The sequence below is a fragment of the Zestomonas carbonaria genome, assembly GCF_904061905.1.
Classification (GTDB): Bacteria; Pseudomonadota; Gammaproteobacteria; order Pseudomonadales; family Pseudomonadaceae; genus Aquipseudomonas; species Aquipseudomonas carbonaria.
Genome location: NZ_CAJFCI010000054.1, coordinates 12,307 through 37,479, shown reverse-complemented (window position 1 = coordinate 37,479; position 25,173 = coordinate 12,307). Strand labels below are relative to the sequence as shown.

At 67.7% G+C, this 25,173-nt stretch carries 23 protein-coding genes; 15 read left to right on the top strand and 8 right to left on the bottom strand.

Annotated features, from left to right (window positions below; all coding sequences use genetic code 11):
* Positions 1-49 precede the first annotated feature (49 nt).
* The 10 genes from PSEWESI4_RS13475 to PSEWESI4_RS13430 all read left to right on the top strand — a co-directional run bounded on the left by PSEWESI4_RS13475 (position 50) and on the right by PSEWESI4_RS13430 (position 12,822).
* On the top strand, positions 50-1,336 hold the full coding sequence (locus tag PSEWESI4_RS13475) for an acyl-CoA dehydrogenase family protein (RefSeq protein ID WP_235978934.1): 1,287 nt from the start codon (positions 50-52) through the stop codon (positions 1,334-1,336).
* Positions 1,333-2,682: an LLM class flavin-dependent oxidoreductase gene (locus PSEWESI4_RS13470; protein ID WP_187671719.1), complete on the top strand. Its 1,350-nt coding sequence runs from the start codon at positions 1,333-1,335 to the stop codon at positions 2,680-2,682. The genes PSEWESI4_RS13475 and PSEWESI4_RS13470 overlap by 4 nt, the downstream gene beginning before the upstream one ends.
* A gap of 99 nt (positions 2,683-2,781) precedes the next feature.
* Positions 2,782-3,840: an NADP(H)-dependent aldo-keto reductase gene (locus PSEWESI4_RS13465; protein ID WP_187671718.1), complete on the top strand. Its 1,059-nt coding sequence runs from the start codon at positions 2,782-2,784 to the stop codon at positions 3,838-3,840.
* Positions 3,841-3,860: 20 nt separating this feature from the next.
* Positions 3,861-4,760: an ABC transporter permease gene (locus PSEWESI4_RS13460; RefSeq protein ID WP_187671717.1), complete on the top strand. Its 900-nt coding sequence runs from the start codon at positions 3,861-3,863 to the stop codon at positions 4,758-4,760.
* On the top strand, positions 4,757-6,409 hold the full coding sequence (locus PSEWESI4_RS13455; RefSeq protein ID WP_187671716.1) for a dipeptide ABC transporter ATP-binding protein: 1,653 nt from the start codon (positions 4,757-4,759) through the stop codon (positions 6,407-6,409). The genes PSEWESI4_RS13460 and PSEWESI4_RS13455 overlap by 4 nt, the downstream gene beginning before the upstream one ends.
* Positions 6,410-6,503: 94 nt before the next feature.
* A complete protein-coding gene (locus PSEWESI4_RS13450) occupies positions 6,504-7,703 on the top strand; it encodes an acyl-CoA dehydrogenase family protein (RefSeq protein WP_187671795.1) in 1,200 nt (399 codons plus the stop codon).
* Positions 7,704-7,802: 99 nt separating this feature from the next.
* Positions 7,803-9,131, top strand: coding sequence for an MFS transporter (locus PSEWESI4_RS13445; protein ID WP_187671794.1), 1,329 nt, complete (start codon positions 7,803-7,805; stop codon positions 9,129-9,131).
* A 166-nt stretch (positions 9,132-9,297) separates the two neighbouring features.
* The gene (locus PSEWESI4_RS13440; protein ID WP_187671715.1) at positions 9,298-9,894 is read left to right on the top strand and encodes a GNAT family N-acetyltransferase; all 597 of its coding nucleotides are present in this window, start codon (positions 9,298-9,300) and stop codon (positions 9,892-9,894) included.
* Positions 9,891-11,723, top strand: coding sequence for an ABC transporter ATP-binding protein (locus PSEWESI4_RS13435; RefSeq protein ID WP_187671714.1), 1,833 nt, complete (start codon positions 9,891-9,893; stop codon positions 11,721-11,723). The genes PSEWESI4_RS13440 and PSEWESI4_RS13435 overlap by 4 nt, the downstream gene beginning before the upstream one ends.
* Before the next feature lie 88 nt (positions 11,724-11,811).
* Positions 11,812-12,822: an aldo/keto reductase gene (locus PSEWESI4_RS13430; protein WP_187671713.1), complete on the top strand. Its 1,011-nt coding sequence runs from the start codon at positions 11,812-11,814 to the stop codon at positions 12,820-12,822.
* A gap of 202 nt (positions 12,823-13,024) precedes the next feature.
* Here PSEWESI4_RS13430 and PSEWESI4_RS13425 read toward each other — a convergent pair whose 3' ends face one another.
* Positions 13,025-13,918 (bottom strand): LysR family transcriptional regulator, encoded by an 894-nt coding sequence (locus tag PSEWESI4_RS13425; RefSeq protein WP_187671712.1) that lies wholly within the window; start codon positions 13,916-13,918, stop codon positions 13,025-13,027.
* 85 nt (positions 13,919-14,003) lie between these two features.
* Between PSEWESI4_RS13425 and PSEWESI4_RS13420 the strand changes: the two genes are divergently transcribed.
* The 5 genes from PSEWESI4_RS13420 (at position 14,004) to PSEWESI4_RS13400 (ending at position 18,076) form a co-directional block, all read left to right on the top strand.
* On the top strand, positions 14,004-14,840 hold the full coding sequence (locus PSEWESI4_RS13420) for an NAD(P)H-dependent oxidoreductase (RefSeq protein WP_187671711.1): 837 nt from the start codon (positions 14,004-14,006) through the stop codon (positions 14,838-14,840).
* Between the two features lie 151 nt (positions 14,841-14,991).
* Positions 14,992-15,990: an aliphatic sulfonate ABC transporter substrate-binding protein gene (locus tag PSEWESI4_RS13415; RefSeq protein ID WP_187671710.1), complete on the top strand. Its 999-nt coding sequence runs from the start codon at positions 14,992-14,994 to the stop codon at positions 15,988-15,990.
* A 94-nt stretch (positions 15,991-16,084) separates the two neighbouring features.
* Positions 16,085-16,930, top strand: a complete 846-nt coding sequence (locus PSEWESI4_RS13410) for an ABC transporter permease (protein WP_187671709.1) — start codon at positions 16,085-16,087, stop codon at positions 16,928-16,930.
* Positions 16,927-17,646 (top strand): ABC transporter ATP-binding protein, encoded by a 720-nt coding sequence (locus PSEWESI4_RS13405; RefSeq protein WP_187671708.1) that lies wholly within the window; start codon positions 16,927-16,929, stop codon positions 17,644-17,646. The genes PSEWESI4_RS13410 and PSEWESI4_RS13405 overlap by 4 nt, the downstream gene beginning before the upstream one ends.
* Positions 17,636-18,076, top strand: a complete 441-nt coding sequence (locus tag PSEWESI4_RS13400; protein ID WP_328821887.1) for an NUDIX hydrolase — start codon at positions 17,636-17,638, stop codon at positions 18,074-18,076. The genes PSEWESI4_RS13405 and PSEWESI4_RS13400 overlap by 11 nt, the downstream gene beginning before the upstream one ends.
* Before the next feature lie 49 nt (positions 18,077-18,125).
* Here the strand turns inward: PSEWESI4_RS13400 and PSEWESI4_RS13395 are convergent, their stop codons facing one another.
* The 7 genes from PSEWESI4_RS13395 to msuE form a co-directional block, all read right to left on the bottom strand.
* Complete coding sequence (locus PSEWESI4_RS13395; RefSeq protein WP_187671707.1) at positions 18,126-18,563, bottom strand: NUDIX hydrolase; 438 nt, start codon at positions 18,561-18,563, stop codon at positions 18,126-18,128.
* 176 nt (positions 18,564-18,739) lie between these two features.
* Complete coding sequence (locus PSEWESI4_RS13390; protein WP_187671706.1) at positions 18,740-19,168, bottom strand: tetratricopeptide repeat protein; 429 nt, start codon at positions 19,166-19,168, stop codon at positions 18,740-18,742.
* Positions 19,165-20,010 carry an amidohydrolase family protein gene (locus PSEWESI4_RS13385; RefSeq protein ID WP_187671705.1) on the bottom strand — a complete coding sequence of 282 codons (846 nt, stop codon included), beginning with the start codon at positions 20,008-20,010 and terminating at the stop codon, positions 19,165-19,167. Before PSEWESI4_RS13385 ends, PSEWESI4_RS13390 begins: the two co-directional genes overlap by 4 nt.
* Positions 20,007-21,143 (bottom strand): FMNH2-dependent alkanesulfonate monooxygenase, encoded by a 1,137-nt coding sequence (gene ssuD, locus PSEWESI4_RS13380; protein WP_187671704.1) that lies wholly within the window; start codon positions 21,141-21,143, stop codon positions 20,007-20,009. Before ssuD ends, PSEWESI4_RS13385 begins: the two co-directional genes overlap by 4 nt.
* Before the next feature lie 118 nt (positions 21,144-21,261).
* A complete protein-coding gene (locus tag PSEWESI4_RS13375; protein ID WP_187671703.1) occupies positions 21,262-22,362 on the bottom strand; it encodes a sigma-54 interaction domain-containing protein in 1,101 nt (366 codons plus the stop codon).
* A gap of 9 nt (positions 22,363-22,371) precedes the next feature.
* Complete coding sequence (locus PSEWESI4_RS13370) at positions 22,372-23,562, bottom strand: acyl-CoA dehydrogenase family protein (RefSeq protein WP_408004312.1); 1,191 nt, start codon at positions 23,560-23,562, stop codon at positions 22,372-22,374.
* A 68-nt stretch (positions 23,563-23,630) separates the two neighbouring features.
* Positions 23,631-24,191 (bottom strand): FMN reductase, encoded by a 561-nt coding sequence (msuE, locus tag PSEWESI4_RS13365; RefSeq protein WP_187671702.1) that lies wholly within the window; start codon positions 24,189-24,191, stop codon positions 23,631-23,633.
* Positions 24,192-25,173: the final 982 nt, after the last annotated feature.

The following is a 25,173-nucleotide window of genomic DNA, read 5'->3' as shown; positions in this document are numbered from 1 at the left end:
CAGCGCCACGCCGCACCTTCAATTCACCGCGACACACAAGGATTCCACGATGGTCTTCGAACCTGATCCGACTCGCGCCGACAGTCGCGAGCTGCACACGCCGCCGCGTGACGAGGAACTCAAGGCCCGCTTCGCGCCGGTCTTCGCCCGCATCGCCGAGGGCGCCATCGCCCGCGAGGAAAAGCGCGAGCTGCCCTACGAACCGGTGGCCTGGCTGCGCGACGCCGGCTTCGGCACGCTGCGCGTTCCGCAGCGGTACGGCGGTCTCGGCGCCACCTTGCCGCAACTGTTCCGGCTGATCGTCCTGCTCGGTGAAGCCGACTCCAACCTGCCGCAGATCTTCCGTGCCCACTTCGGCTTCGTCGAAGGCCGCCTCAACGACGAGGAGGAGGACAACCGGCAGCTCTGGTTCCCGCGCATCGTCGCCGGCGAGCTGTTCGGCGCGGCGATGGCCGAGCGTACCGAGGCCACCCGCAACACGGTGACGCTGACCCGCGACGGCGAGGACTGGCTGGTCAACGGCGAGAAGTACTACTGCACCGGTACCCTGTACGCGGACTGGATCGCCGCGTCCGCCAGCGATGGCGACGAGCACGTCAGCGTCGCCATTTCCACCCGCGCGCCGGGCGTCACCCGTCTCGACGACTGGGACGGCTTCGGCCAGCGCCTGACCGGCAGCGGCACCACCCGTTTCGACGATGTGCGGGTGCCCGCCGAACAGTTGTTCCGCCGTTTCAAGAGCGCCGAGGGGCGCGGCGACAGTTACATCGTCGCCTTCTACCAACTGGTGCACCTCGCCACCCTGGCCGGCATCGCCCGCGCGGTGCTGCGCGACGGCATCGCCTTCGTCCAGGGGCGCACCCGCACCTTCGGCATTCCCGGCCAGTCCAGCCCGCGCCAGGACCCGCTGGTGCAGCGCGTCGTCGGCCGCCTGTCGAGCCTGGCGTTTTCCGCCGAGTCGCTGGTGGAGGGCGTGTCCGCCGCCGTCGAGCGGGTCTGGCAGGCGCGGCAGGCCGGCGAGGCCGCGCCGGAGTTGTATGTCGAGGCGGAGATCAAGGCCTACCAGGGCCAGCAGATCGTCATCCAGCAGGTGCTGGAGGCCACCACGTTGCTGTTCGAGGTCGGCGGTGCGTCGGCCACCAGCAGCACGCGGCGCCTCGACCGGCACTGGCGCAACGCGCGAACCCTTTCCTCGCACAACCCGGCAATCCTGCGCGAGGCCTATCTGGGCGATTACTACCTCAACGGCACCGTTCCCAGCCAGGCCTGGGCGGAGCGCTTCGACGCCGCCCGCCAGTCCGAGCAGTCCCCACATCTCCAGGAGGCACAAGCATGAGCAGCAGCAAACGGCAAATGAGCATCGGCATGAACATCCTCGGCTTCGGTTCCCACTCGGCCGCCTGGCGGCTGGGCGAAGTGCCGCCGACCGCCTACCTGGATGTCGAATACTTCCGCAACATCGCGCGCATCTCCGAACGTGGCACCCTGGATGCGATCTTCCTCGCCGACGGCCCAGCCCTGCAGGGCGACGTGGAGAAGAGCCCGGCCGGGCGCCTGGAGCCCACCGTGCTGCTCACCGCCGTGGCCCTCGCCACCCAGCACATCGGGGTGATCGCCACCTGCTCGAGCACCTACAACGATCCGTTCAACCTGGCCCGCCGCTTCGCTTCCATCGATCACATCAGCGGCGGCCGGATCGCCTGGAACGTGGTGACCAATGCCGGCGACGCCGCCGCGCAGAACTTCGGCCTGGCCGGCGCGCCGCTGCACGTCGACCGCTACGCGCGCGCCGACGAGTTCCTCGATATCGCCGTCAAGCTGTGGGATAGCTGGGAGGACGGCGCGATCATCGGCGACGCCGCCCGGGGCGTGTTCGCCGACCCGGCCAAGGTCCACACCCTCGACTACGTCGGCAAGTATTTCTCGGTGAAGGGCCCGCTCAACGTGCCGCGCTCGCCCCAGGGCCGCCCGGTGCTGGTGCAGGCCGGCTCGTCGGAGGGCGGCAAGGCGCTCGGCTCGCGCTGGGCCGATGCCATCTTCACCACCCAGACCACCCTGGCCGACGGCCAGGCGTTCTACCAGGAGATGAAGAGCCGCGCCCGCGCCTGGGGCCGCAACCCCGAGCACCTGAAGATCATGCCCGGCCTGTCCACCGTGATCGGCAGCACCGAGGCCGAGGCCCAGGCACGCTTCGACCATCTCAACTCGTACCTCGGCGAAGGCGGGCTGATCCGCCAGGTGGCGCAGCGGGTCGGCATCCCGGTGGAGGAGCTGGACCTGGACGCCGAGCTGCCCTGGCACCGCATCGGCCCGGTCAACGAATTCGAGCGGGGCTCGCATGGCTTCCTCGAAGCGCAGATCAACCTGGCGCGCCGCGAGAAGCTGACCGTGCGCGAGCTGTCGCGGCGCATCCTGGTCGGCCACCGGTTGCTGGTCGGCACTCCCGAGCAGGTGGCCGACACCCTCGAGGAGTGGTTCCTGGCTGGCGCCGGTGACGGTTTCAACATCATGCCGGACAGCTTCCCGTCGGGCGTCGAGGTCTTCGTCGACGAAGTGGTGCCGCTGCTGCGCAAGCGCGGCGTGTTCCGCCACGAATACAGCGGCAGCACCCTGCGCGACCACCTCGGCCTGCCGTACCCGCGCAGCCAGTTCGAACAGGGTGGCCAGGCCGCCTCGGCCTGAGCGCCCCGACAACCTGTAGGAGCCAGCTTGCTGGCGATGGATCGCCAGCAAGCTGGCTCCTACGACACGAAATAACCGCTCTTGCGTGAGACCAACCACATGAAATACCGCCCACTCGGCAACACCGACCTCCAGGTCAGCGTCATCGGCCTCGGGACCATGACCTGGGGTCACCAGAACAGCGAGGCCGATGCCCACGCGCAACTCGATTACGCCCTGTCCCGGGGCGTCAACCTGGTGGACAGCGCGGAGATGTACCCGACGCCGTCGCGCGCCGAGACCTGGGGCGACACCGAACGTTTCATCGGCTCCTGGCTGGCCAGGACCAAGCGCCGCCAGGACATCGTGCTGACCAGCAAGATCGTCGGGCCGCCGCGCCAGGCGGGGCACATGGCGCACATCCGCGACGGCAGGACGCGCTTCGACCGCAAGTTCCTCGGCGCCGCGCTGGACGCCAGCCTCGACCGCCTGCAGACCGACTACCTCGACCTCTACCAGTTGCACTGGCCGGAGCGCAGCGCCAACTTCTTCGGCCGCCGCGAATACCCCTGGGTGGAGGGGGAGGAGAGCACTTCCATCGAGGAAACCCTGACGGCGCTGGCCGAGCTGGTGAAGGCCGGCAAGGTGCGCCACATCGGCGTGTCCAACGAGACGCCCTGGGGCGTGGCGGAATTCCTCAAGCAGTCCGAACGCCTTGGGCTACCGCGCATCGTCAGCATCCAGAACCCCTACAGCCTGCTCAACCGCGTATACGAGCTGGGGCTTTCCGAGTTCAGCCACCGCGAGCGGGTCGGCCTGCTGGCCTATTCGCCGCTGGCCTTCGGCGTGCTCTCCGGCAAATACCTGAACGGCGCCCAGCCCGAGGGCGCGCGCCTGTCGGCCGGTTCGGCCTACGGACGCTTCGCCCGCTACGCCAGCGCCGAAGCCGGGCAGGCGGTGAGCGGCTACGTCGAGGTGGCGCGCCGTCACGATCTGTCGCCGGCGCAACTGGCGCTGGCTTTCGTCGCCAGCCGGCCCTTCGTCGCCAGCGCGCTGAGCGGCGCGACCAGCCTGGAGCAGTTGCGCGAAAACCTCGCCAGCGTCGATCTGGAGCTGGGCGAGGAAGTGCTTGCCGACATCGAGGCGGTCCATGCACGGCTGCCGAACCCGGCGCCATGAGCCTGTCTGGAGGACGTGCGATGAGCATTCGAGAACAGACCCTGCTCGGCACCACGGCGCTGACCCTGGCCGACGGGCGGCGAGGCTGGGCCACCTGGCTGCGCCTGCCGCCGCTGACCCGTCACCCCGGCCTGCTGCTGGCCGGGCTGTTCGTCGGCCTGCTGGTACTGGCGGCCATCGAGCCGGCGCTGCTGGTCAGGGGCGACCCGCTGGCGGCCAACGCCCGCGAGGCGTTCCAGGCGCCGAGCGCCGCGCATTGGCTGGGCACCGACGAGAACGGCCGCGACGTGCTGACCCGCCTGGTATACGGCGTGCGTGCCTCGCTGGTGATGGGCCTGGCGGCCACCGCCATCGGCCTGGTTGCGGGCATCGCCCTCGGCCTGCTGGCCGGGCTCGGTCATCGCTGGATCGATTCGGCGATCATGCGTTCGGTGGACGTTCTGCTGGCGTTTCCCGACCTGCTGCTGGCGCTGGTGATCATCACCTTCTGGGGCCAGGGCACGCTCAACGCGATCATCGCCGTGGGCATCGCCGGGGTGCCGCGCTATGCGCGCATGGTCCGCGCGCAGACCCGCGTGGTGCGTGGCGCCGCCTACGTCGAGGCGGCGATCACCCTGGGCATCGCCCGGCCGCTGGTGATCCTGCGCCACGTGCTGCCCAACGCCATCAAGCCGATCCTGATCCTCGCCACCATCGGCATCGGCGGCAACATCGCCGCCGGAGCCTCGCTGAGCTTCCTCGGCTTCGGCGCGCCGCCGCCGGCGCCGGAGTGGGGGGCGATGCTCTCGGTGGGACGCAATTTCCTGGCCAACGCCTGGTGGCTGGTGGCCGCGCCGGGTGTCGCGGTGACGCTTACCGTGGTCGCCATCACCGCACTGGGCCGCGCCCTGCTGCGCCGTAGCGAGGGCAAGAACGTATGACCACGTTGATCGCACCGGATCGCCCGCTGGTCGAGGTGAGCGACCTGCACGTGTCCTTCGGGCAGACCGGCGAGGTGGTCGCCGGGGTGTCCTTCAAGCTGTTCCGTGGCCAGTGCCTGGCGCTGGTCGGCGAGTCCGGCTCGGGCAAGAGCGTGACCTCGCGGACCCTGGCCGGGCTGACCGGGCAGGGCGCGCGGATCACCGCCGAGCGCCTGTCGTTCGACGGCCGCGACCTGCGCCAGTTCGATGCGCGCACCTGGCGTGACATCCGTGGCGGACGCATCGGCTTCGTCATGCAGGACGCCCTCGGTTCGCTCGATCCGCTGCGCCAGGTGGGCAAGGAGATCGACGAGCCGCTGCGCCTGCACACCGATCTGGATCGCCGCCAGCGCGAGGCACGGGTGATCGAGCTGCTGCGCGCGGTCGGCGTGCCCGAGCCGGAGCTGCGCGCCCGTCAGTATCCGCACCAGTTGTCCGGCGGCCTGCGCCAGCGCGCGCTGATCGCCTCGGCCATCGCCTGCGGGCCGGACCTGCTGATCGCCGACGAACCGACCACCGCGCTGGACACCACGGTGCAGGCGCAGGTGCTGGCGCTGCTGGAGTCCCTGCGGCGCAGCGACAGCGCGATGCTGGTGGTCAGCCACGACCTGGCGGTGGTGGCGCGCCTGGCCGATCGCGTGGCGGTGATGCACCAGGGCCTGGTGGTCGAGCAGGGACCGGTCGAGCAGGTGCTCTACGACCCGCAGCACGCCTACACCAGGTCATTGCTCAGGGCCGCGGCCACGGTGCACATCCGCCGTGACGACGTCCAGGAACCGCCGCCGGCCGGGATTCCGGCCGACGCGCCGCTGCTGATCGAGGCCGCTGCGTTGCGCAAGGATTTCGTCGGCCCCGACGCCAGGTCCCGCACGGCGGTGGCCGGGGTGTCCTTCGAGCTGCGCGCCGGCGAGACCCTGGGCATCGTCGGCGAGTCCGGTTCCGGCAAGACCACCATGACCCGCCTAGTGCTCGGCCTGGAGCGTCCGGACAGCGGCGAGGTGCGCCTGCGCGGCCGGCCCTGGAGCAGCCTTGGCGGCAAGCAGCAGCGTGAGGAGCGCCGGCGCATCCAGGTGGTGTTCCAGGACCCGCAGGCCTCCTTCGACCCGCGCTACACCGTCGAGCGGGTGCTCGACGAGGCGCTGGCGGTGGCCGGCTGTCCGCGTGGTGCGCGGCGCCTGCGCATGCTGGAGCTGCTGCACCTGGTGCGCCTCGACGAAAGCGTGCTGGCGCGGCGGCCCATCGAGCTGTCCGGTGGCCAGCGCCAGCGCATCGCCATCGCCCGCGCCCTGGCGCCCGAGCCTGAGGTGCTGGTGTGCGACGAGCCGGTGTCGGCGCTGGACGTGTCGGTGCAGGCGCAGATCCTCGAATTGCTCACCGACCTCAAGCGCCGCCTCGGCCTGGCCTGCCTGTTCATCTCCCACGACCTGGGGGTGATCAACCGGGTCAGCGACCGCGTGCTGGTGATGAAGGACGGCGTGGTGGTGGAGAGCGGCCCGGTGCGCGAGGTCTTCGACCGCCCGCAACACCCTTACACCCACGCGCTGCTGAGCGCCATTCCCCAACTGCGGCCGGCCGCGTACCACGATGCCGCCGAAGTGGTGTCGGCCTGATCGCCGGCAGGAGTCCAGAACCATGAAGAAATTCCGTCCCGGCACGCAGCGCACCGTCGCCGCGCTGCTGGCCCAACCGTCCAGGATCAGCCCCATGAGTATTCAATCCAACCCCGCCTCCTTTTCCCGCCTGAGCCTCGGCGAACTGCGCAAGCGCGCCGCCATCCGCCTGGCGAGCATCGCCGAGGGCGCCGCCGGGCGCGAGCGCTCGCGCCAGTTGCCCTACGAACAGATTCGCCAACTGGCCGCCGACCGTTTACTGACCTTCCGCATTCCCATGGCCTACGGCGGCACCGGCGCCAGCGTGCGCGAGGTGATCGAATTCATCATCGACCTGGCGGCGGCGGACTCCAACATCGCCCAGTCGCTGCGCCCGAGCTTCTCTTTCATCGAGGGACTGCTGGCGCGCGGCAGTGCCAGCGAACGCGAACGCTGGTTCCCGCGCTACCTGGCCGGCGAAGTGTTCGGCAACGCCGGCTGGGAGATCGGCGGCGCCAACGGCTCGGTCAGCGCGCGCATCGTCCGCGAGGGCGACCACTTCCGCGCCACCGGCAGCAAGTACTACAGCACCGGCTCGCTGTACGCCGACTGGGTCAGCGCGGTGGCGCTGGACGAGGACGAACAGCCGGTGTCCTTCGTTCTGCCGCGCGACCGCGAGGGGCTGGAACTGGTCGACGACTTCGACGCCATGGGCCAGCGCCTGACCGCCAGCGGCACCACCCGGCTGAACAACGTGCTGGTCCATCCCCACGAGATCCGCACCCGCATCGGCGAGGACGGTAAGCGCTCCATCGTCACGCCGTTCCTGCAGCTCTACCTGGCGGCGGTGGAGGCGGGTATCGCGCGCAATGCGTTGAACGATGCCGTGGCGTTCGCCCGCGAACATGCGCGGCCGATCAAGCACAGCAGCGCCAGCCGTTCGGTGGACGACCCCTACGTGGAGTTTTCGGTGGGCGAGATTTCCGCCCGCGCCTACGCCGCCGAAGCGGTGGTGCTGCGTGCCGCGGAAACCATCGACGCGGCCTGGGCGGCGGGGCTCGACGACGACGCGGTGAACCGCGCGGCGGTGGAAGTGGCCCAGGCCCAGTACCTGGCCGTGGAAGCGGCGCTGAAGGCCGCCGAACTGCTGTTCGACGTCGGTGGCGCCTCGACCACCGCCCGCCAGCACAACCTCGACCGCCACTGGCGCAACGCACGCACCGTGGCCAACCACAACCCGCGCCACTGGAAGGCCGCGGTGGTCGGCGCCTATCGGCTGAAAGGCACCCAGCCGCCGACGTCCGGGCTGTTCTGAGTGGGCCGTCCGGAAGACCTTCCAGGCAGCCACGCAGTCCAGCTCCACCCGCCGCAGGCCGGCCGCACGGTGCCGCTGATCATCGGCTGCGCGCTGTTCATGGAACTGCTCGACGCCACCGCCGTGCTCACCGCGCTGCCGCAGATGGCCGTAGAGTTCGGCGAGCCGACGGTGCGCATGAACCTGGTGGTGTCGCTGTACCTGCTAGCGCTGGCGCTGTTCGTGCCGGTCAGCGGCTGGGCCGCCGACCGCTTCGGACCGCGCCGGGTGTTCGTGGTCGCCATCGTGTCGTTCGTGCTGGCTTCGCTGGCCTGCGCTGCTTCCACCTCGTTGCTGCAACTGTCGTTGGCGCGGCTGCTGCAAGGTGCGGCCGGGGCGATGATGGTGCCGGTGGGGCAGGTGATCCTGTTGCGCTGGGCGGGCCGCGAGAACCTGCTGAGCGCCATGGCCTTCCTGACCATGCCGGCGCTGATCGGCCCGGTGCTCGGTCCGCCGCTGGGCGGGTTGCTGGTAACCGCGCTGTCCTGGCACTGGATCTTCCTGATCAACCTGCCCATCGGCGCGCTCGGCATCGTCCTGATCCTCCGCCACGTGCCGGACTATCCGGGACAGCGGGGCGCGGCGCTGGATGTGCGCGGCTTCCTGCTCAGCGGCATCGGCCTGGCCTGCCTGGTGTTCGCTTTCGAGGCGTTCGGCCATGGCCTGCTGCCGGGAGCCTGGGTGGCGGCGTTGCTGGTCGTGGGCTTGCTCGGCGGCATCCTCTACGTGCGCCATGCGCGGCGCACGGAGCATCCGCTGATCGACCTGCGCCTGCTGAAGATTCCCACCTTCTCCACGGCCATCTGGGCCGGCAACCTGTTCCGCCTGGGCAGCGCCTCGCAGCCGTTCCTGCTGGTGCTGCTGTTCCAGGTCGGCTTCGGCCTCAGTCCGCTGGCGGCCGGCCTGCTGACCCTGGCCGGCGGCGCGGGGGCGCTGACCATGAAGTTCCTCTCGGTGCGCATCGTCCAGCGCTTCGGCTTTCGCCGCACGCTGATGGGCAATTCGCTGCTCACCGGCTTCTCCATCGCCCTGTGCGCGACCTTCGATGCGCAGACCCCGTACTGGGTGATCGTGCTGCTGCTGTACGTCGGCGGGGTCATCCGTTCGCTGCAGTTCAGCACCCTCGGCGCGCTGACCTATTCCGACGTGCCGATCGAACTGGCCAGCCGCGCCAGCAGCCTGTCGGCGATGTCCCTGCAACTGACCATGAGCCTCGCCGTGGGCCTGGCCGCGAGCCTGCTCGGGCTGATCGTGAACCTGCGTGGCCATGGGCAACCGCAGGCCGCCGACCTGAGCCTGACCATGCTGATCTGCGGCCTGCTGTGCGCCACCTCCTGGCTGGTGTTCCGGCGCCTGGGGAGGAATGCGGGGCGGGCGGTGACCGGATGAGCCGGCGCCACTGTTCCGGGGGCGACAGCGGTCCAGCAGATTGCCCTGCCGGAGCGCTTCGCGGGTGTTGGGTGGTTTCGTCATCCTATTGATTCTGAAGGGAAATTTATTTGGCATGGGGCGTGCTTGATGGCGAGTCCCCATGCGTTGCCAGGAAGTGCACGGAATGAAGAGTCAAGCCGATGGTTCGACGGTCCTGATCAGGCTCCCCAGGGAGGAGGACGCCCGGCCCATCGCCGAGGTCCACGTGCGCAGTTGGCAGTCGGCCTACCGGGACCTGCTGTCCCCCGGTTTTCTCGCCGGCCTGGAGCAGAGCATCGAGCGCCGCGTGGCCTTCCTGGTCGACGCGATCGCCGGCGGTCCGAGAACGATCCGGGTGGCCGAAGTCGATGGCGAGATCGTCGGCTGGAGCTCCTTCGGCGCCAGCCGCGACGACGACGTACCGCCCGGCACGGGCGAGCTCATGTCGATCTACCTGATACCCGAAGCCTGGACCCTGGGCATCGGCAACCGGCTCTGGCTGGAATCGCGCCGTGGCCTGGAGGAGGCCGGCTTCCACAGCGCCACGGCCTGGGTGCTGGACGGCAACGTCCGGGCGACCCGCTTCTACCGGAGGATCGGCTTCACGGCCGATGGCGCGAGCCAGAGGACCTTCGAGGAAAACGGCGAACCCCTTCCCCTGACTCGCTTCCGGATCGCGCTCGACGCGGCCGGCGAAACCCCTGATCCATCATCTCCCGCAAGGATATCCCCCCGCTCATGAGCGCTCCCAGCCTGACCCCCCGTCCACCGCGCACCCTGCTCAACTGGAACGTCCGCTACCTGCCGGACTCGCCGCTGAAGTTCGTGCTGTTCTTCGTCGGCAACTACAAGGGCTGGTACCTGGCGATCCTGCTCCTGCAGATCAGCGCGGTGGTCTGTACCATCCTGGTGCCCTGGGGCCTGGGGCAGATCACCCGGCTGGTCAGCGAGGGACTGAGCAGCGAGCAGGCGTTCGCGGTGCTGCAATGGCCGGTGCTGGCCTTCGCCGGGCTGTTGTTGCTGGAGGTGCTGTTCACCCGTGGCGCCACCGGTTGCCACATCCGCGTGATGCCGCAGCAGCGCCGTACCGTGACCCATGCGGTGTACGCCTATCTGCAGCAGCATTCGCACCGCTTCATCAGCAACGAGTTCGCCGGCGCCCTGGCGCACCGCGTTTCCGAGGTGTCCCTGGGGGTCAACCAGACCCTGAGCATCCTGCTGTTCGACCTGATCCCGCTGGTGGTCACCCTGACCCTGGCGACGCTGCTGCTGTGGACGGCTTCCTCGCTGCTGGCGCTGCTCATGTTCGGCTGGTCGGTGCTGTTCATCCTCGTCTGCTACCAGTTGGCCAAGCGCAGCCATCCACTGGCCCAGCAGCATTCGGCGGCGCGCAGCACCAGCACCGGCAAGGTGGTGGACGCGGTGACCAACCTCACCAACATCCGCCTGTTCGCCCGCCACTCCTACGAGCACGGCTACCTGGGCGACTACCTGGAACGCGAGGTCGGCGCGGCCTACCGCTCCTTCGGCTACATGGAGAAGGTCCGCTGGTTCCAGTCCAGCTTCGGCGTGGTACTGAAGGTCGGTGTGCTGCTGCTGTCGCTGTACCTGTGGCGCAGCGGGCAGATCAGCATCGCCACTTTCGTGATGTCCAGCAGCCTGTCGCTGCTGATCATCAACGACGTGTCCAGCCTGTCGCGGCGCTTCCTGGAGTTCTTCGAGGCGACCGGCAACATCGCCAACGGCGTGCGCAGCCTGATCCGCCCCCACGAGGTGGTGGACAAGCCGGGGGCGGCCAATCTGGAGGTCACGCGCGGCGAGGTGGAGTTCCGCAACGTGGCGTTCGGCTATTCGCCGGACAAGCGCATCTTCGAGGACCTGAACATCGTCATCCCGGCGGGCCAGCGGGTCGGCCTGGTGGGCTCCTCCGGCTCGGGCAAGTCGAGCCTGCTCAACCTGCTGCTGCGCCTGTACGACGTGGACGAGGGCCAGGTGCTGATCGACGGCACCGACGTGCGCGACGTGACCCAGCATTCGCTGCACCAGCAGATCGGCCTGATTCCCCAGGAGCCCGGCCTGTTCCACCGCACCATCCGCGAGAACATCCACTACGGCCGCCTGGACGCAACCCAGGAGGAACTGGCGGCGGCCATCCATCGCGCCGGTGCCAGCGCCTTCATCGAATCCATGGAGCAGGGCTACGATTCCCTGGTCGGCGAACGCGGGGTCAAGCTGTCCGGCGGCCAGCGGCAACGCATCGCCATCGCCCGGGTGCTGCTGAAGAACGCACCGATCCTGGTGATGGACGAGGCCACGTCGAGCCTGGATTCGATCACCGAACGCTTCATCCAGGACAAGCTGGACGAGATCATGGTCGGCAAGACGGTTATCGTGGTCGCCCACCGGCTGTCCACTGTCGCCCACCTCGACCGCATCATCGTCTTCGACAAGGGCCGGGTGGTGGAGGACGGCAGCCACCAGGAACTACTGAAGAAACGCGGGCAGTATTTCCGCCTGTGGAGCCGGCAGTCCGACGGCATGTTCCATGAGGAGGCCGCCGAGGCGGTTTGATTTTTCTCCCTTCGCCCATTCATGGGAGAGGGGCCGGGGGAGAGGGGCGAGTCTCTTCTTCCACCACAATCGACCACGGGAGAACCCCATGAGCTACCGCACCCTAGGCCGTTCCGGCCTGCAGGTTTCGTCCCTGACCCTCGGCACGATGATGTTCGGCGGGCAGACCGACGCCGAGACCTCGCTGCGCATCATCGACACGGCCTTCGACCAGGGCATCAACTTCATCGACACCGCCGACGTGTACAACGCCGGGCGCTCCGAGGAAATCGTCGGCCAGGCCATCGCCGCGCGCCGCGACGACTGGGTGCTGGCCAGCAAGGTCGGCATGGGGCCGGCGGACGGCCCGGCCAATCGCCGTGGGCTGAGCCGCAAGCACATCCTCAGCGGCGCCGAGGCCAGCCTGCGCCGGCTGGGCACCGATTACCTGGACGTCTACTACCTGCACCGCGAGGATCACCAGGCACCGCTGGAGGAGACCGTCTCGGCCATCGGCGACCTGCTGCGCCAGGGCAAGATCCGCTACTGGGGCGTTTCCAACTATCGCGGCTGGCGCATCGCCGAGATCGCCAGCGTCGCCGAACGCCTGGGCGTGGACCGGCCCATCGTCAGCCAGCCGCTGTACAACCTGGTCAACCGCCAGGCCGAGGTGGAGCAGATCACCGCCGCCGCTTTCCACGGCCTCGGCGTGGTGCCCTACAGCCCGCTGGCGCGCGGCGTGCTCAGCGGCAAGTACGCGCCGGGCGTGGCGCCGGCCAGCGATAGCCGCGCCGGCCGCCAGGACAAGCGCATCCTCGAGACCGAATGGCGCGACGAGTCGCTGCGGATCGCCCAGAAGGTCAAGCAATACGCCGGGGAGCGCGGTGTCGGCGTGGTCGAGTTCGCCATCGCCTGGGTACTGAACAACGCCGCGGTCTCCTCGGCCATCGTCGGCCCGCGCACCGAGGAGCAGTGGGCCACCTACGTGAAGGCATTGGAGGTGAAGATCACCGCCGAGGACGAAGCCTTCGTCGATGCGCTGGTGACGCCGGGCCACGCCTCCACGCCGGGGTACAACGACCCGACCCATTTCGTTTCCGGGCGTTGGGTGCGGAGTTGAGTCCACGCATGTTCCCTCACCCCAACCCTCTCCCGGGGGGGAGGGAGCTGGACGGGGTTGGCTCGGAGCCAGCAAACTCCCTCTCCCTCCGGAGCGGGGCGCGTAGCCAGGGCCGGGGTGAGGGGCCGAGGCTGCGTTAAACACCGGAGCCAACCAGTAGGATGGTTCGAGGAGCGCAGCGACGATACCCATCGGGCCCATCTCACACCCAGGCAGCAATGAATTCCCGCAACCACTGATTCCCCGGATCACGGTGGACGCGTTCGTGCCAGAGCATGGACATCTCGTAACCCGGCACCTCCACCGGCGCCTCCACCACCCGTAGCCCGCTGTCGGCGCGTACCAGGCGGGCGGGCAGCATGGCTACCAGGTCGGTGCTGGCGAGCACCGAGAGCACGAAGTGGAAGTGCGGTACCGACAGCACCACCCGCCGCTCGGCGCCCAGTTCGGCCAGGGCCTTGTCGGTCACGCCGTGGAAGCCGCCGCCGTCCGGCGAGACCATCACTTGTTCCAGCTCGCAGAACTGCGCCAGGGTCGGCCGCTTCTCCAGCCGTGGATGACCGGCGCGCCCGACCAGCACGTAGCGTTCGGTGAACAGCGCGCGGCGGCGCAGTCCTTCCGGGGCGTCCTCGGTGATGTGGAGGATCAGGTCGGCTTCTCCTTGCTCCGCCTGCCTGACGATGCGCGGCGGCTCCAGGGGCAGCACCGCCAGCCGGGTGCCGGGAGCCACTTCGCGCAAGCCGCGCAGGGCGGGAAGCAGCACGGTGGCTTCGCTGTAGTCGGAGGCGATCACGCGCCAGGTGTTCTGCGCCATGGCCGGTTCGAACGGTTCGCTCGGCGCCACCGCGCGCTCCAGGGCGGCGAGGGCCTGGCGCAGGGGCTCGCGCAATGCCTCGGCGCGCGCGGTGGGACGCATGCCGCGTGGCCCCGGCAACAGCAGCGGGTCGTCGAAGATCTCGCGCAGCTTGGCCAGGTGGATGCTCACCGACGGTTGGGAGAAGTGCAGTCGCTCCGCCGTGCGGGTGACGTTGTGTTCCGCCAGCAGCACGTCGAGGGTCACCAGCAGGTTGAGGTCCAGACGGCGGAGATTAGCCATGACAATACCTGGAATTCTGGATATTCATTTCAAATATACCTGGCGGATCTCCATCCTGCGCGCATCCACCCCTGGAGATCCCGCCATGAATGTACTGATCGTCTACGCCCATCCCGAACCCCGATCCCTCAACGGCTCGCTCAAGGACTTCGCGGTCCGGCGCCTTCAGGCCGCCGGGCACAGCGTGCAGGTCTCCGACCTCTACGCGATGAACTGGAAGGCCACCCTCGACGCCGCCGACAGCCTGGATGGCGCGGCCGGCGAACGCTTCGACCCGGCGCAGGACTCGAAGCGCGCCTACGCCAATGGCCGGCAGAGCCCGGACATCGCCGCCGAGCAGGACAAGCTGCGCTGGGCCGATGCCGTCATCCTGCAATTCCCGCTGTGGTGGTTCTCCATGCCGGCGATCCTCAAGGGCTGGGTCGAGCGCGTCTACGCCTACGGGTTCGCCTATGGCGTGGGCGAGCATTCGGATGCGCGCTGGGGCAATCGCTACGGCGAAGGCAACCTGGCCGGCAAGCGCGCCATGCTGGTGGTCACCACCGGAGGCTGGGAATCGCACTACAGCGCGCGGGGCATCAACGGGCCGATCGACGACCTACTGTTCCCCATCCAGCACGGCGTCCTCTACTACCCCGGCTTCGACGTGCTGCCGCCGTTCCTGGTGTATCGCACCAGCCGGGTCGACGAGGCCCGCTACGCCGATGTCCAGGCGGCGCTCGGCGAGCGCCTGGACACGCTCTTCAGCCGCGCGCCCATCCCGTTCCGTCGGCAGAACGCCGGCGATTACGAAGTCCCGGCGCTGACCTTGCGCGAGGGCATCGCTCCGGGGCAGTCCGGCTTCGCCGCACACATCGTTCACCCAGGGAGGGATCAGGTGTTCGCCAGCGAACAGCGAATCAGCAGTCTGACCGAAGGGTGACAGTTGGCGCAGGCGGAATGCCCGGAAAAGCGGGGCAAGATGCTGGCACGCCTTCTGCAATATTCCCTGTAGAAGGCGGAAGAAGACCAAAGCCTTGTTTTCTGGAATAAGGAAAGACGCTTCCGCTCCCAATCACTGCAAGGAGCGTTTCATGCGCAATCTTCTTCTCGCCGGCAAACCCGGCCCGCTGACCAGGCTGCTGGCTTTCGCCGCCACCACCTTCGCCCTGGTCGCGCCTGCCCAGGCCGCCGACCTGCCCAAGGAGCTCAAGCTCGACTACGCCTACTACTCGCCGACCAGCCTGGTGCTCAAGCGTTTCGGCTGGCTGGAGGAGAGCGTCGGCAAGGACACCAAGGTCACCTGGGTGTTCAGCCAGGGCAGCAACCGTTCCCTGGAATACCTCAACAGCGGTGGCGTCGACTTCGGTTCCACCGCCGGCCTGGCGGCGGTGCTGAGCCGTGCCAACGGCAGCCCGATCAAGACCGTGTACATCGCCAGCCGCCCGGAGTGGACCGCGCTGGTGGTGGGCAAGGACTCGCCGATCAAGACCCTCGAAGACCTCAAGGGCAAGAAGATCGCCGCCACCAAGGGCACCGATCCCTTCCTGTTCACCCTGCGCAGCCTGGAAACGGTCGGCCTGGACAAGAATGACGTGGAGCTGGTCCACCTGCAGCACGCCGACGGCCGCGCGGCGTTGGAAAAAGGCGACGTCGACGCCTGGGCCGGACTTGATCCGCTGCTCGCCGCCAGCCAGTTGCAGGCCGGTTCGCGCATCCTGCACCGCAACCTCGACTTCAACAGCTACGGCGTGGTGAGCGTCACCGAGAAGTTCGCCAAGCAATACCCGCAGGCCATCGACAAGGTGCTGGCCGCCTACGAGAAGGCGCGCGCCTGGGCGCGGGAGAACCCCGAGGAACTGGCGCAGATCCTCTCCCAGGAATCCGGCCTGCCGCTGGAAGTGGCCAAGCTGCAACTGGAGCGCACCGACTTCAGCAACGCCCAGCCCGGCGCCGAGCACATCGCCGCGCTCAAGGCCGCCGCGCCGATCCTGGTCTCCGAGCAACTGGTGCGCCGAGGCACGGACGTCAACGCGGTGGTGGAACAACTGATCGAGCCGGCGTTCGGCAAGCAGGTGATCGCCAGCAAGTGATGGCCGGCGAGAGGCCGAGTGCTTCGTCCTCTCCGTCGCTCCCCGAGTCCAGGCCCCGGCCTGGACGCTTCGTTTTCGAGAGCGGAACCTTCCCATGACGACCAAGAGCAAGACCCTGCCGGCCTTCGCCGGAGGTCTCTGGAAACCGGGCTTCAACGCCGCCCTCTGGCGACGCCGCGCCAAGGGGCTGGCGATCCCGCTGCTGCTGATCGCGCTGCTGGAGACGGTGGTGCGCATCGGCTGGATCCCGTCCTACCAGATGCCGGCGCCCAGCGAGATCGTGCTGACCCTGCGCGAACTGGCCGATGGCCCGCTGTGGACCCACATCGGCGCCAGCCTGGCGCGGGTGCTCGGCGGTTTCGCCATCGGCGCCGGGCTGGCCCTGCTGGTGGCCGCCTGGGTCGGCCTGAGCCGCGAGGCGGAAGCCTACCTGGAGCCGACCTTCGCCGGCCTGCGGGCGATCCCCAGCCTGGCCTGGGTGCCGCTGCTGCTGCTCTGGCTGGGCATCGACGAGACCTCCAAGGTGGTGCTGATCGCCATCGGCGCCTTCTTCCCGGTCTATCTCAACGGCGTGTCGGCGATCCGCAACATCGACCGCAAGCTGGTCGAGGTCGGCCAGATGTATGGCTTCAGCCAGCGCCGCCTGGCCTTGCGCATCCTCCTGCCGGCCGCGCTGCCGGGGCTGATGACCGGCCTGCGCAGCGGCCTCAGCCTGGCCTGGATGTTCCTGGTCGCCGCCGAACTGATCGCCGCCACCAAGGGCCTCGGCTACCTGCTCACCGATGGCCGGGAAACCTCGCGGCCGGACATCGTGCTGGCCTCGATCATCGTCCTGGCGCTGCTCGGCAAGCTCAGCGACGGCCTGCTGGCCAGGCTGGAACGGCGCCTGCTAGGCTGGCGCGACGCCTTCACCGGCAATGACAAGGAGGGTCGAGGATGAGCGAGCCATTGCTGGACATCCGCGTCGAACGCAAGAGCTTCGCCGGCACCACCGTGCTGCAGAACGTCGGCCTGCGCCTGGGCGAGCGGGAGGTGGTCAGCCTGCTCGGCCCGAGCGGCTGCGGCAAGAGCACCCTGCTGCGCATCGTCGCCGGTCTCGAACGCGAGTTCAGCGGCCGGGTCGAGCGCGGCGGGCAGGGCGGCGAGGTGGCCTTCGTGTTCCAGGAGCCACGGTTGATGCCCTGGCTCACCGTGGAGCAGAACATCGGCTTCAGCGACGACCGCCACTACGACCGCGACTGGGTGGCGCAACTGATCGGCGAGGTGGGCCTGGACGGTTTCGCCGACGCGCTGCCCAAGCAGCTTTCCGGCGGCATGGCGCAACGCGTGGCGCTGGCCCGCGGGCTGTACTCGCGGCCGCGCGTGCTGCTGCTCGACGAACCCTTCAGCGCGGTTGACGCTTTCACCCGCATGAAGTTGCAGGACCTGCTGCTGCAACTGGCCGACCGTCACGCCATCGCCCTGCTGCTGGTCACCCACGACGTGGACGAGGCGCTGTACCTCAGCGACCGCGTACTGGTGATGGGCAGCCGCCCGAGCGGCATCCGCCAGGAACTGACCGTGAACCTGCCCCGCCCGCGCGACCGCCGCGACGCCGAACTGGCACGCCTGAAGGCCGAGGCGCTGACCGAACTGCACCTGGCGCATGCAATCTGAGGGTGTGGCATTGATCCCGAACAAAGCCTGCCCGGTGGTGCTGAACGGATCGGCCCGCGAGCGGATTCTGGTTTTCGAGCATCCGCTGGCGGGCATCCAACTGGTCAAGGGAAGCATCGAACCGAACGAGTCACCGGTCGCCGCGGCCGTGCGTGAGTTGCAAGAGGAGTCGGGGCTGCGTGCCTCGGCCGTGTTGGCCGACCTCGGCACCTGGGTGCCGGGATATGGGGATCAGGTCTGGTCCTTCCAGCTATGCGAGGTTCAGGAGCCACTTCCTGAGGGCTGGAGTCATCGCTGCGCCGACGATGGCGGGCACGACTTCAGGTTCTTCTGGCATCCATTGGATGAGGTGCCGACGCCGCAGTGGCATTGGGTGTTTCGCGAGGCGCTGGTTCATGTTCGTCGTGCGTTGGGGGATACGTACAAGTAGGGTGGGGCGTGGTGTTGGGTTCATGTCCGCCCCTCACTGAAGGCAAACCCTACGTCTTCGCCGGGCGCAGCAAGGCCAGCAGGCCATTCGGGTACAGCGGCAACGCCTCCGAGAACGAGTCGAGAGAGCGCCATTGCGCCTGGAAGCGTTCGCCGTTGCTTTCCACGCCGGAAAGAAATGGCTCGTCGTACAGCGAAGCATCCGCGAACTCGCCATCGTAGATCACCACGATTTCATGACCGGGCGTGCCGTTGTAGATGAAGAGGTTTTCCAGCGTGCCGACCTGGCGCAGGTTGATGACCTCGGCGCTCAGTTCCTCGCGGACTTCGCGTACCAGCGCTTCTGTCGAGGTTTCGCCAAATTCGATTCCACCTCCCAGCGGGCGGCAGTAGTCCTGTCGCTTGACGGTGTCGTGAGCCTGGTTGACCAGGATGCGATCTCCCTGGCGGAACAGGCAGAGCACCTTGGCGCGTATCTGGTTTGGCATGTGTCGTGGCTCTTGGGGGATGGGGGAGGGGATTGTATGGGCTTCGGTGGGATTGTGTTTTGTGAGCTGTGGTTTGTATTTGGGATTTTGGCTTGAGGGCTGGGGTGAGGGGCGGAGCTGATTGCCAACGCCGATGGCAAGCCCAGGCCACAACGGATCGCGGCCATGGGCCGCTCCTACAGGTTCACATCACCTCGTGCATCATCCAACACCCGTTCCACATACCTCGCCAAGGGCCGAGCGAACGGTCGAACATCCGGATCATCCCGTTCGACCAGCAAGGCCAGCAGCCGCTCCATCAACAATCCGCTCGCCCGCCGATATTCCCGGCAGTCGTACAGGGCCAGCGCCTGGAACAGGAAGGCGGCGTTGTTGCTGGCGGCAAGAGGCGCGAGTAGGCGGTGGCTTTCCTCAGCCTCGCCGACATTGCGCAGGGATGAGCCCAGGCAGATCGTGGCGAGGACCTGCTCCTCCATCGACAGGCCCAGTGCCAGAGCTTTCCGGTAGTGCCCGATGGCCTCGCCTTCCCGCGAGGCACGGTCGAGCCGGAGGGCTTCCCGCAGGTACGCATGTGCGTCCGGCTGGTCGCCTTCTCCCTGGCTCACAACCCAAGCACCCGCGCCGCATTGCCGTAGAAGAACTTTTCCACCACCTCATCCCTGAAGCCCAGCCGCTGGGCATCCTCGATGCTCTGGCGGATCGGTCGGAAGGTGTAGGAGGAGCCGAACAGCAACTGGTCGGCGAGGAAGCCGTTGGCGGCCTGTACGTAGGCTTCGCTGCCGGGCAGGAACAGGTACATGTCCGGCACCAGGTGGATGTTCTCGTAGCGGAACGCCACGCCGAGGGCCTGTTGCACGTTGGGCCAGTAGCCGTGGTAGGCGGCGATCTTCAGGTCCGGGAAGGCGCGGGCCACGGCGGCCAGGCGGCTGGGGTCGTTGTGGGCCGGGTCGGGGGTGGTCGGGCCGCTCATCAGGAACAGCGGGATGCCGCGTTTCTGCAAATGCTCGTAGATCGGCCAGTAGAGCGGGTCGTCCGGGTGCCGGGCCGGTTCGCCGAAGCCCGGTTCCAGGTCGATGCCGGCCAGGCCCAGTTGGTCGATGGCGCGGTCGATCTCCGCCAGCGCCGCCTCCACGCCTTGCAGCGCCGGGTCGATGGCGCCGATGCCGAGCAGTTCGTCGTGGCCGTGGACGATGTCGTGTATCCGTTCGTTGGGCAGGTGTTGGGAAGGCGTGTGGCGGCCGACCACCACCGCCTTGGACAGCCCGGCCTCGCGAACTTCGGCGAGGAAGCCTTCCTGGGTCAGCGAGCGCTCGAAGTGGTCGTCGGCGCCACGGGTGCCGACCCGGCGGTTCAGCCAGCGCGCGGTGGCGTGCTCGGGCGAGCCCGGCACGCCGCCGAAGAAGGGATGCAGGAACGCCGGCCGGCAGCGCATGTCGATGATCTTCACGCGGCATTCTCCTTGTCGCGCCCGGCGCGCACGTCGAAGGCGCCGCCGGTGAGCACGCCGTCCACGGTGACGCGGCCCTTGCCCGGCAGCAGCGGGAAGACCAGTTCGGCGAAGCGGTAGGCTTCTTCCAGGTGCGGGTAGCCGGAGAGTACGAAGCTGTCCACGCCGAGGTCGACGTATTCCTGCAGGCGCGCGGCCACGGTCTCGGGATCGCCGACCAGCGCGGTGCCGGCGCCGCCGCGCACCAGGCCGACGCCGGCCCAGAGGTTGGGGGCGACTTCCAGCTTGTCGCGGCGGCCGCCGTGCAGCGCGGCCATGCGCCGCTGGCCTTCGGAGTCCATCTTCGAGTAGTTGGCCTGGGCCTTGGCGATGGTTTCGTCGTCGAGATGGCTGATCAGTTCCTCGGCGGCGGCCCAGGCCTTCTCGTTGGTCTCGCGGACGATCACGTGCAGGCGCACGCCGAAGCGCACGGTGCGGCCGTGTTTCTTCGCCCGCTCGCGCACGTCGGCGATCTTCTCGGCCACCGCCGCCGGCGGCTCGCCCCAGGTCAGGTAGGCATCGACGTGCCTGGCCGCCAGTTCGTGGGCGGCCGGCGAGGAGCCGCCGAAGTACAGCGGCGGGTAGGGCTGCTGCACGGGCGGGAAGAAGTTCTGTGCGCCTTGCACCTTGAGGTGCTTGCCGTCGAAGTCGACGGTTTCGCCTTCGAGCAGCCGTCGCCAGATGGTGAGGAACTCGTCGGAGGCTTCGTAGCGCTGGTCATGGGCGAGGAACACGCCGTCGGCGGCCAGTTCGGTGGCGTCGCCGCCGGGCACCACGTTGAGCAGCAGGCGGCCGCCGCTGGCCTGGTCGAGGGTCGCCGCCTGGCGCGCCGAGGCGGTGGGGTTGCCGAGCGAGGTGCGCAGTGCCACCAGCAGCTTGATGCGCCGGGTCACCGGCACCAGGCTGGCGGCGGTCACCCAGGGGTCGAGGCAACTGCTGCCGGTGGGGATCAGCAGGCCGTCGTAGCCGAGCTGGTCGGCGGCCACTGCGATCTGCCGCATGTATTCGTTGGTCGCCGGGCGACCGCTGTCCGACTTGCCCAGGTAGCGGGTGTCGCCGGAGGTGGGCAGGAACCAGAAGATATCGAGACTCATGGGTTTTTCCTCGTTGCTGTTGGGATGGCAACGCAAGGGTGGTGAAGCCGATAAGAGCGCTGGAGGCTTGAGGCCGTTCGTCCAGCTTTCCAGCCTCCAGCGCTCTTCTCGGCTTTTTTTATATGGATAGTTGCACCAACCGGCTGTCCCGGCCGGTCGGTTCGGGGCGGCGCTTGTTGACCACCAGTTCGCCGATGGCGATCAGCCGCGCGCGGGTGACGTTGCGGCTGAGGCCGAGCAGGTTGGCGGTGTGCACCTGGTTGTAGTGGCAGTAGCGGTAGGCGGCGCGCAGCAGGCTGTCTTCCACCAGTTCGTGCAGGGCTCCGCCCTGTTCCTCGAACAGCCGCTGGAAGGCGCGCAGCAACTGGGCATCGGCGCTTTCCTCGACCACCGGCTGGGCTTCCTGGCGCTCGATGCGGATGTGCGACAGGCGCAGGTCGTCCTCCTGCACCACGCCGTTGCGGCACACCAGCAGGGTGTGGTGGATGACGTTCTCCAGTTCGCGGATGTTGCCCGGCCAGCCGTAGCCCACCAGTTTGCTTTCGGCTTCCGGGCTCAGGCGCACCTCGCCGTAGCCCAGGCGCTCGCAGTAGGTCCTGATGAAATGGCGGGCCAGCGGAAGGATGTCGCCGGGCCGTTCGCGTAGCGGGTAGAGCTGCAGGCTGACGACGTTGAGGCGGTAGTACAGGTCTTCGCGGAAATGCCCGGCGTTGATCGCCTTGTCCAACTGCACGTTGGTCGCCGCCAGCACCCGGACGTTGATCGGGATGCTCTTGCGCGACCCGAGGCGCACCACCTCGCGCTCCTGCAACACGCGCAGCAGCTTGACCTGGATCGCCATCGGCAGGTCGCCGATCTCGTCGAGGAACAGCGTGCCGCCGTCGGCCTCCTCGAACCAGCCGGCCTTGGACGCCAGGGCGCCGGTGAAGGCGCCTTTCTCATGGCCGAACAGCTCGGCCTCCACCAGCGATTCGGAGAAGGCGCCGCAGTTGACCGCGACGAAGGGGCCGTTGCGGCGGCCGCTGAGGTTGTGGATGTGGCGTGCGACCAGCTCCTTGCCCGTTCCGGTCTCGCCGATGATCAGGACGCTGGCCTCGCTGGGGGCGACCTGTTGCAGATGAGCGAGAAGCGCCTGCGATCTGGGGTCTTCGAAGACCTGTGCGGTCGCCCTGATCGAGGTGGCCAGTGTCGGGGATGGGGGGAGGGTCAGCAGTTGCATGGGCATCCCTTACGAATAGAAGGTGGGCGTCGGGCGCGTCTGGCTCAGCGCCCACTCGCCCAGTTCCTGGATCTTGTAGTCCACCGGGTCGTGCAGGCTCTGGGTGCGCAGGTTGCGCCAGTGGCGGTCGAGGCGCAGCGAGGCGTGGGTGGAGCGCGCGCCGGTCACTTCGAACAGCCGGCTACAGATGTCCAGGCCGGTGCGGCTGGCGGTCACCTTGGCGGCGGCGATGGACAGGGCCAGTTGCGCGCGCTCCTCGCTGCCCAGGTTGTGCTCCTTGCGCCAGGCTTCGTCGAGCTGTTCGGCGGCGCGCTCGACCAGCGCCCGCACGCTTTCCAGGCCGACCCAGAACTCGCCGTAGTGGCGCAGGACGTAGGGGTCTTCGCTGACGTGCTGGGCCTTGGACCTGAACCATGGCCGGCCTTCCTTGAGGGTGTAGTGACGGGCTTCTTCCAGGGCGCCTTCGGCGATGCCGAGGAAGATATGCGCGAAGTGCAACTGGGCGATCAGCGGGCGCAGGCAGGCGAACGGCGTGCTCAGCGGGCCGGGGTCGAGGAGCAGTTCGTTCTCCTCGACGCGCACCCGCTCGAAGGTGGCACTGCCACTGTCGGTCTGGCGCTGGCCCATGTTGTCCCAGTCGCCGTGCAGGGTGATGCCGGTGCGGCCGCTGGGGATGGCGGCGATCAGCAGCTTGCCGCCGGCGCTTTCGTCGATGGCCGAGGCGATCAGCATCTCCGAGTCGCTGGCGCCGGAGCAGAAGCTCTTCTTGCCGGAGAACTCGCGCCAGCCGTCGAACTTCTTGACCACGGTGCGGGTGTCCAACGGATTCAGGGCGTTGCCCCAGAACCAATTCTTGCGCGCGGTCTGCTCGAACCAGGGCTGCCACTGGTCCGGCCGGGAGAACAGGCGCACGGTGGCCAGCATCAGGTGCTGGAAGCCGAACACGTGGGCGATGGAACTGTCGACCTTGGCGAACTCGCGGACGATGTCCAGGGTCTCGCTCCAGCTCGCGCCGAGCCCGCCGTACTGGGTGGGAATGCTCAGGGCCAGCAGGCCGCTGTTGCGGATGGCGTCGCGCTCGGCTTTCGGCGTGCCGCCGCGCTGGTCGCGCTCGGCGGCGGTTTCGGCGAAATCGGCGGCCAGCCGGCGGGCGGTCTGCAGGGGATTCAGTACGGCGGGTTGTTGTTGATGGGCGCTCACGCGGAAATCCTCGTTGGTCCTGGGGCGGCTGCCTGCGTGCGGAAGATGGGGTGGCTCATGCCGGCTCCTCAGGCGATCTTGCGCAGCAGCCGCTGCCCGGCGAACAGCGGCAGGGCGCGTTCGGCGGCCAGGCGGATGCGTGCCTGGAGCGCTTCGCTGACGATCTGGTAGTCCTGGAAATCGGCCTCCGAGGCGTACACGCCGAGCGGCAGGGTGACCGACTGGAAGAAGCTGAACAGCGGGCGCAACTGGTGGTCGATCACCAGCGCGTGGCGATCGCTGCCGCCGGTGGCGGCGAGCAGCACCGGGGTGCCGATCAGCGCATCCTGTCCGATCAGGTCGAACAGGTGCTTGAACTGGCCGGGGTAGGTGCCGCGATAGACCGGTGCGGCGACCACCAGCAGATCGGCGGATTCGATGCGGCGCAGCTCGTGTTCGACGGTTTCCGGCAACTCCTTGCGCCACAGCGCGCCGCCCAGCGGCCGGGCGATGTCGCCCAGCTCGATGATGTGGCTGTCGATCGCCAGGTGCTGGCCGAGTTCGGCGACCAGCGCCTGGGTCAGCGCCAGGGTGCGGGAGGGGCGGGAGGTGCCACCGGAGACGGCGACGACTTTCAGGGGAGTGCTCATGTGAGGTGTTCCTGTTGCTTGGTGTGCAGGATCAGGAGCAATCGCCGTACCAAGCCATGAATTCGTTATGAATCAGATAGATAGGGTTTTCGTGAGAAATCCGGCTTGTTGCTTTCGGGACTTATCTGTTGATCCGCTGTTGCTGGGCGAACAGTTGATTCGCTGTTGCCGTGGCAACAGATCGCGGATGTGGTCACCCGGGGCAGGTGGTCTTTATAGGAGGGGATTGGTTATTTCAAAAAATAATTGATTTATATATTTATATTCATTTATGGAATATGCGGGGATGTTTCGATGTCTCGATCCGGCTTCGTTGGGAGACTCTGTAGAAGCACTTCGAGGTTGTACTTGTCGGCCGGATGTAATCTGGTTTTTGGGTTACTCGCTTCGCTCACCCTTCGGGCCGCCCTGAAGGGCGTACGGTGCAAGCACCGTCCCGCGTTCGCGGGAATGACGGTGTTTCGGGATGCGCTGAAAGTGTTACTAGTCTCTGTCGATTCAATGGATTCCGATTGTTTGCATATATGTTGGAAGTTGTCGGGAGATGACTTTAAGAGTTCCGGTAGTTCACACTTTTGGATGTCGGAAAGTTGTATTTTTCTGGCGTCCTGAATCTTTCCTGAAGTGGCGATTCTTGCACGTCAGTCCCGGTTTTCCTGCTCTGCCTCGGGCCTGTCATGCACTGCGTCGCGACTGCTGGCCAGGTAATGGCTCAATAATGGCGTATTGATTTTCCGGACTTCGAAGTCATGAAAATTAATAAGCCGCGCACTGGCGTAATCGGCAAACCGATCTATAGCTTTCTCATATCCCTCGGATCACCGTTCGCTTCGCGATATGTTCGGTGGTCATCAACAGTTTCCGGGCGGGTTGCACTCCGGATGCAGTCGCGTTGGGCGTGTGGCAAGGCGGCAGTCATTGCTTGCCTCTGAAGGGAACTCAGCCATCAGCCGACAGCGGCCTCATCCTGCAAGGAGGCTTC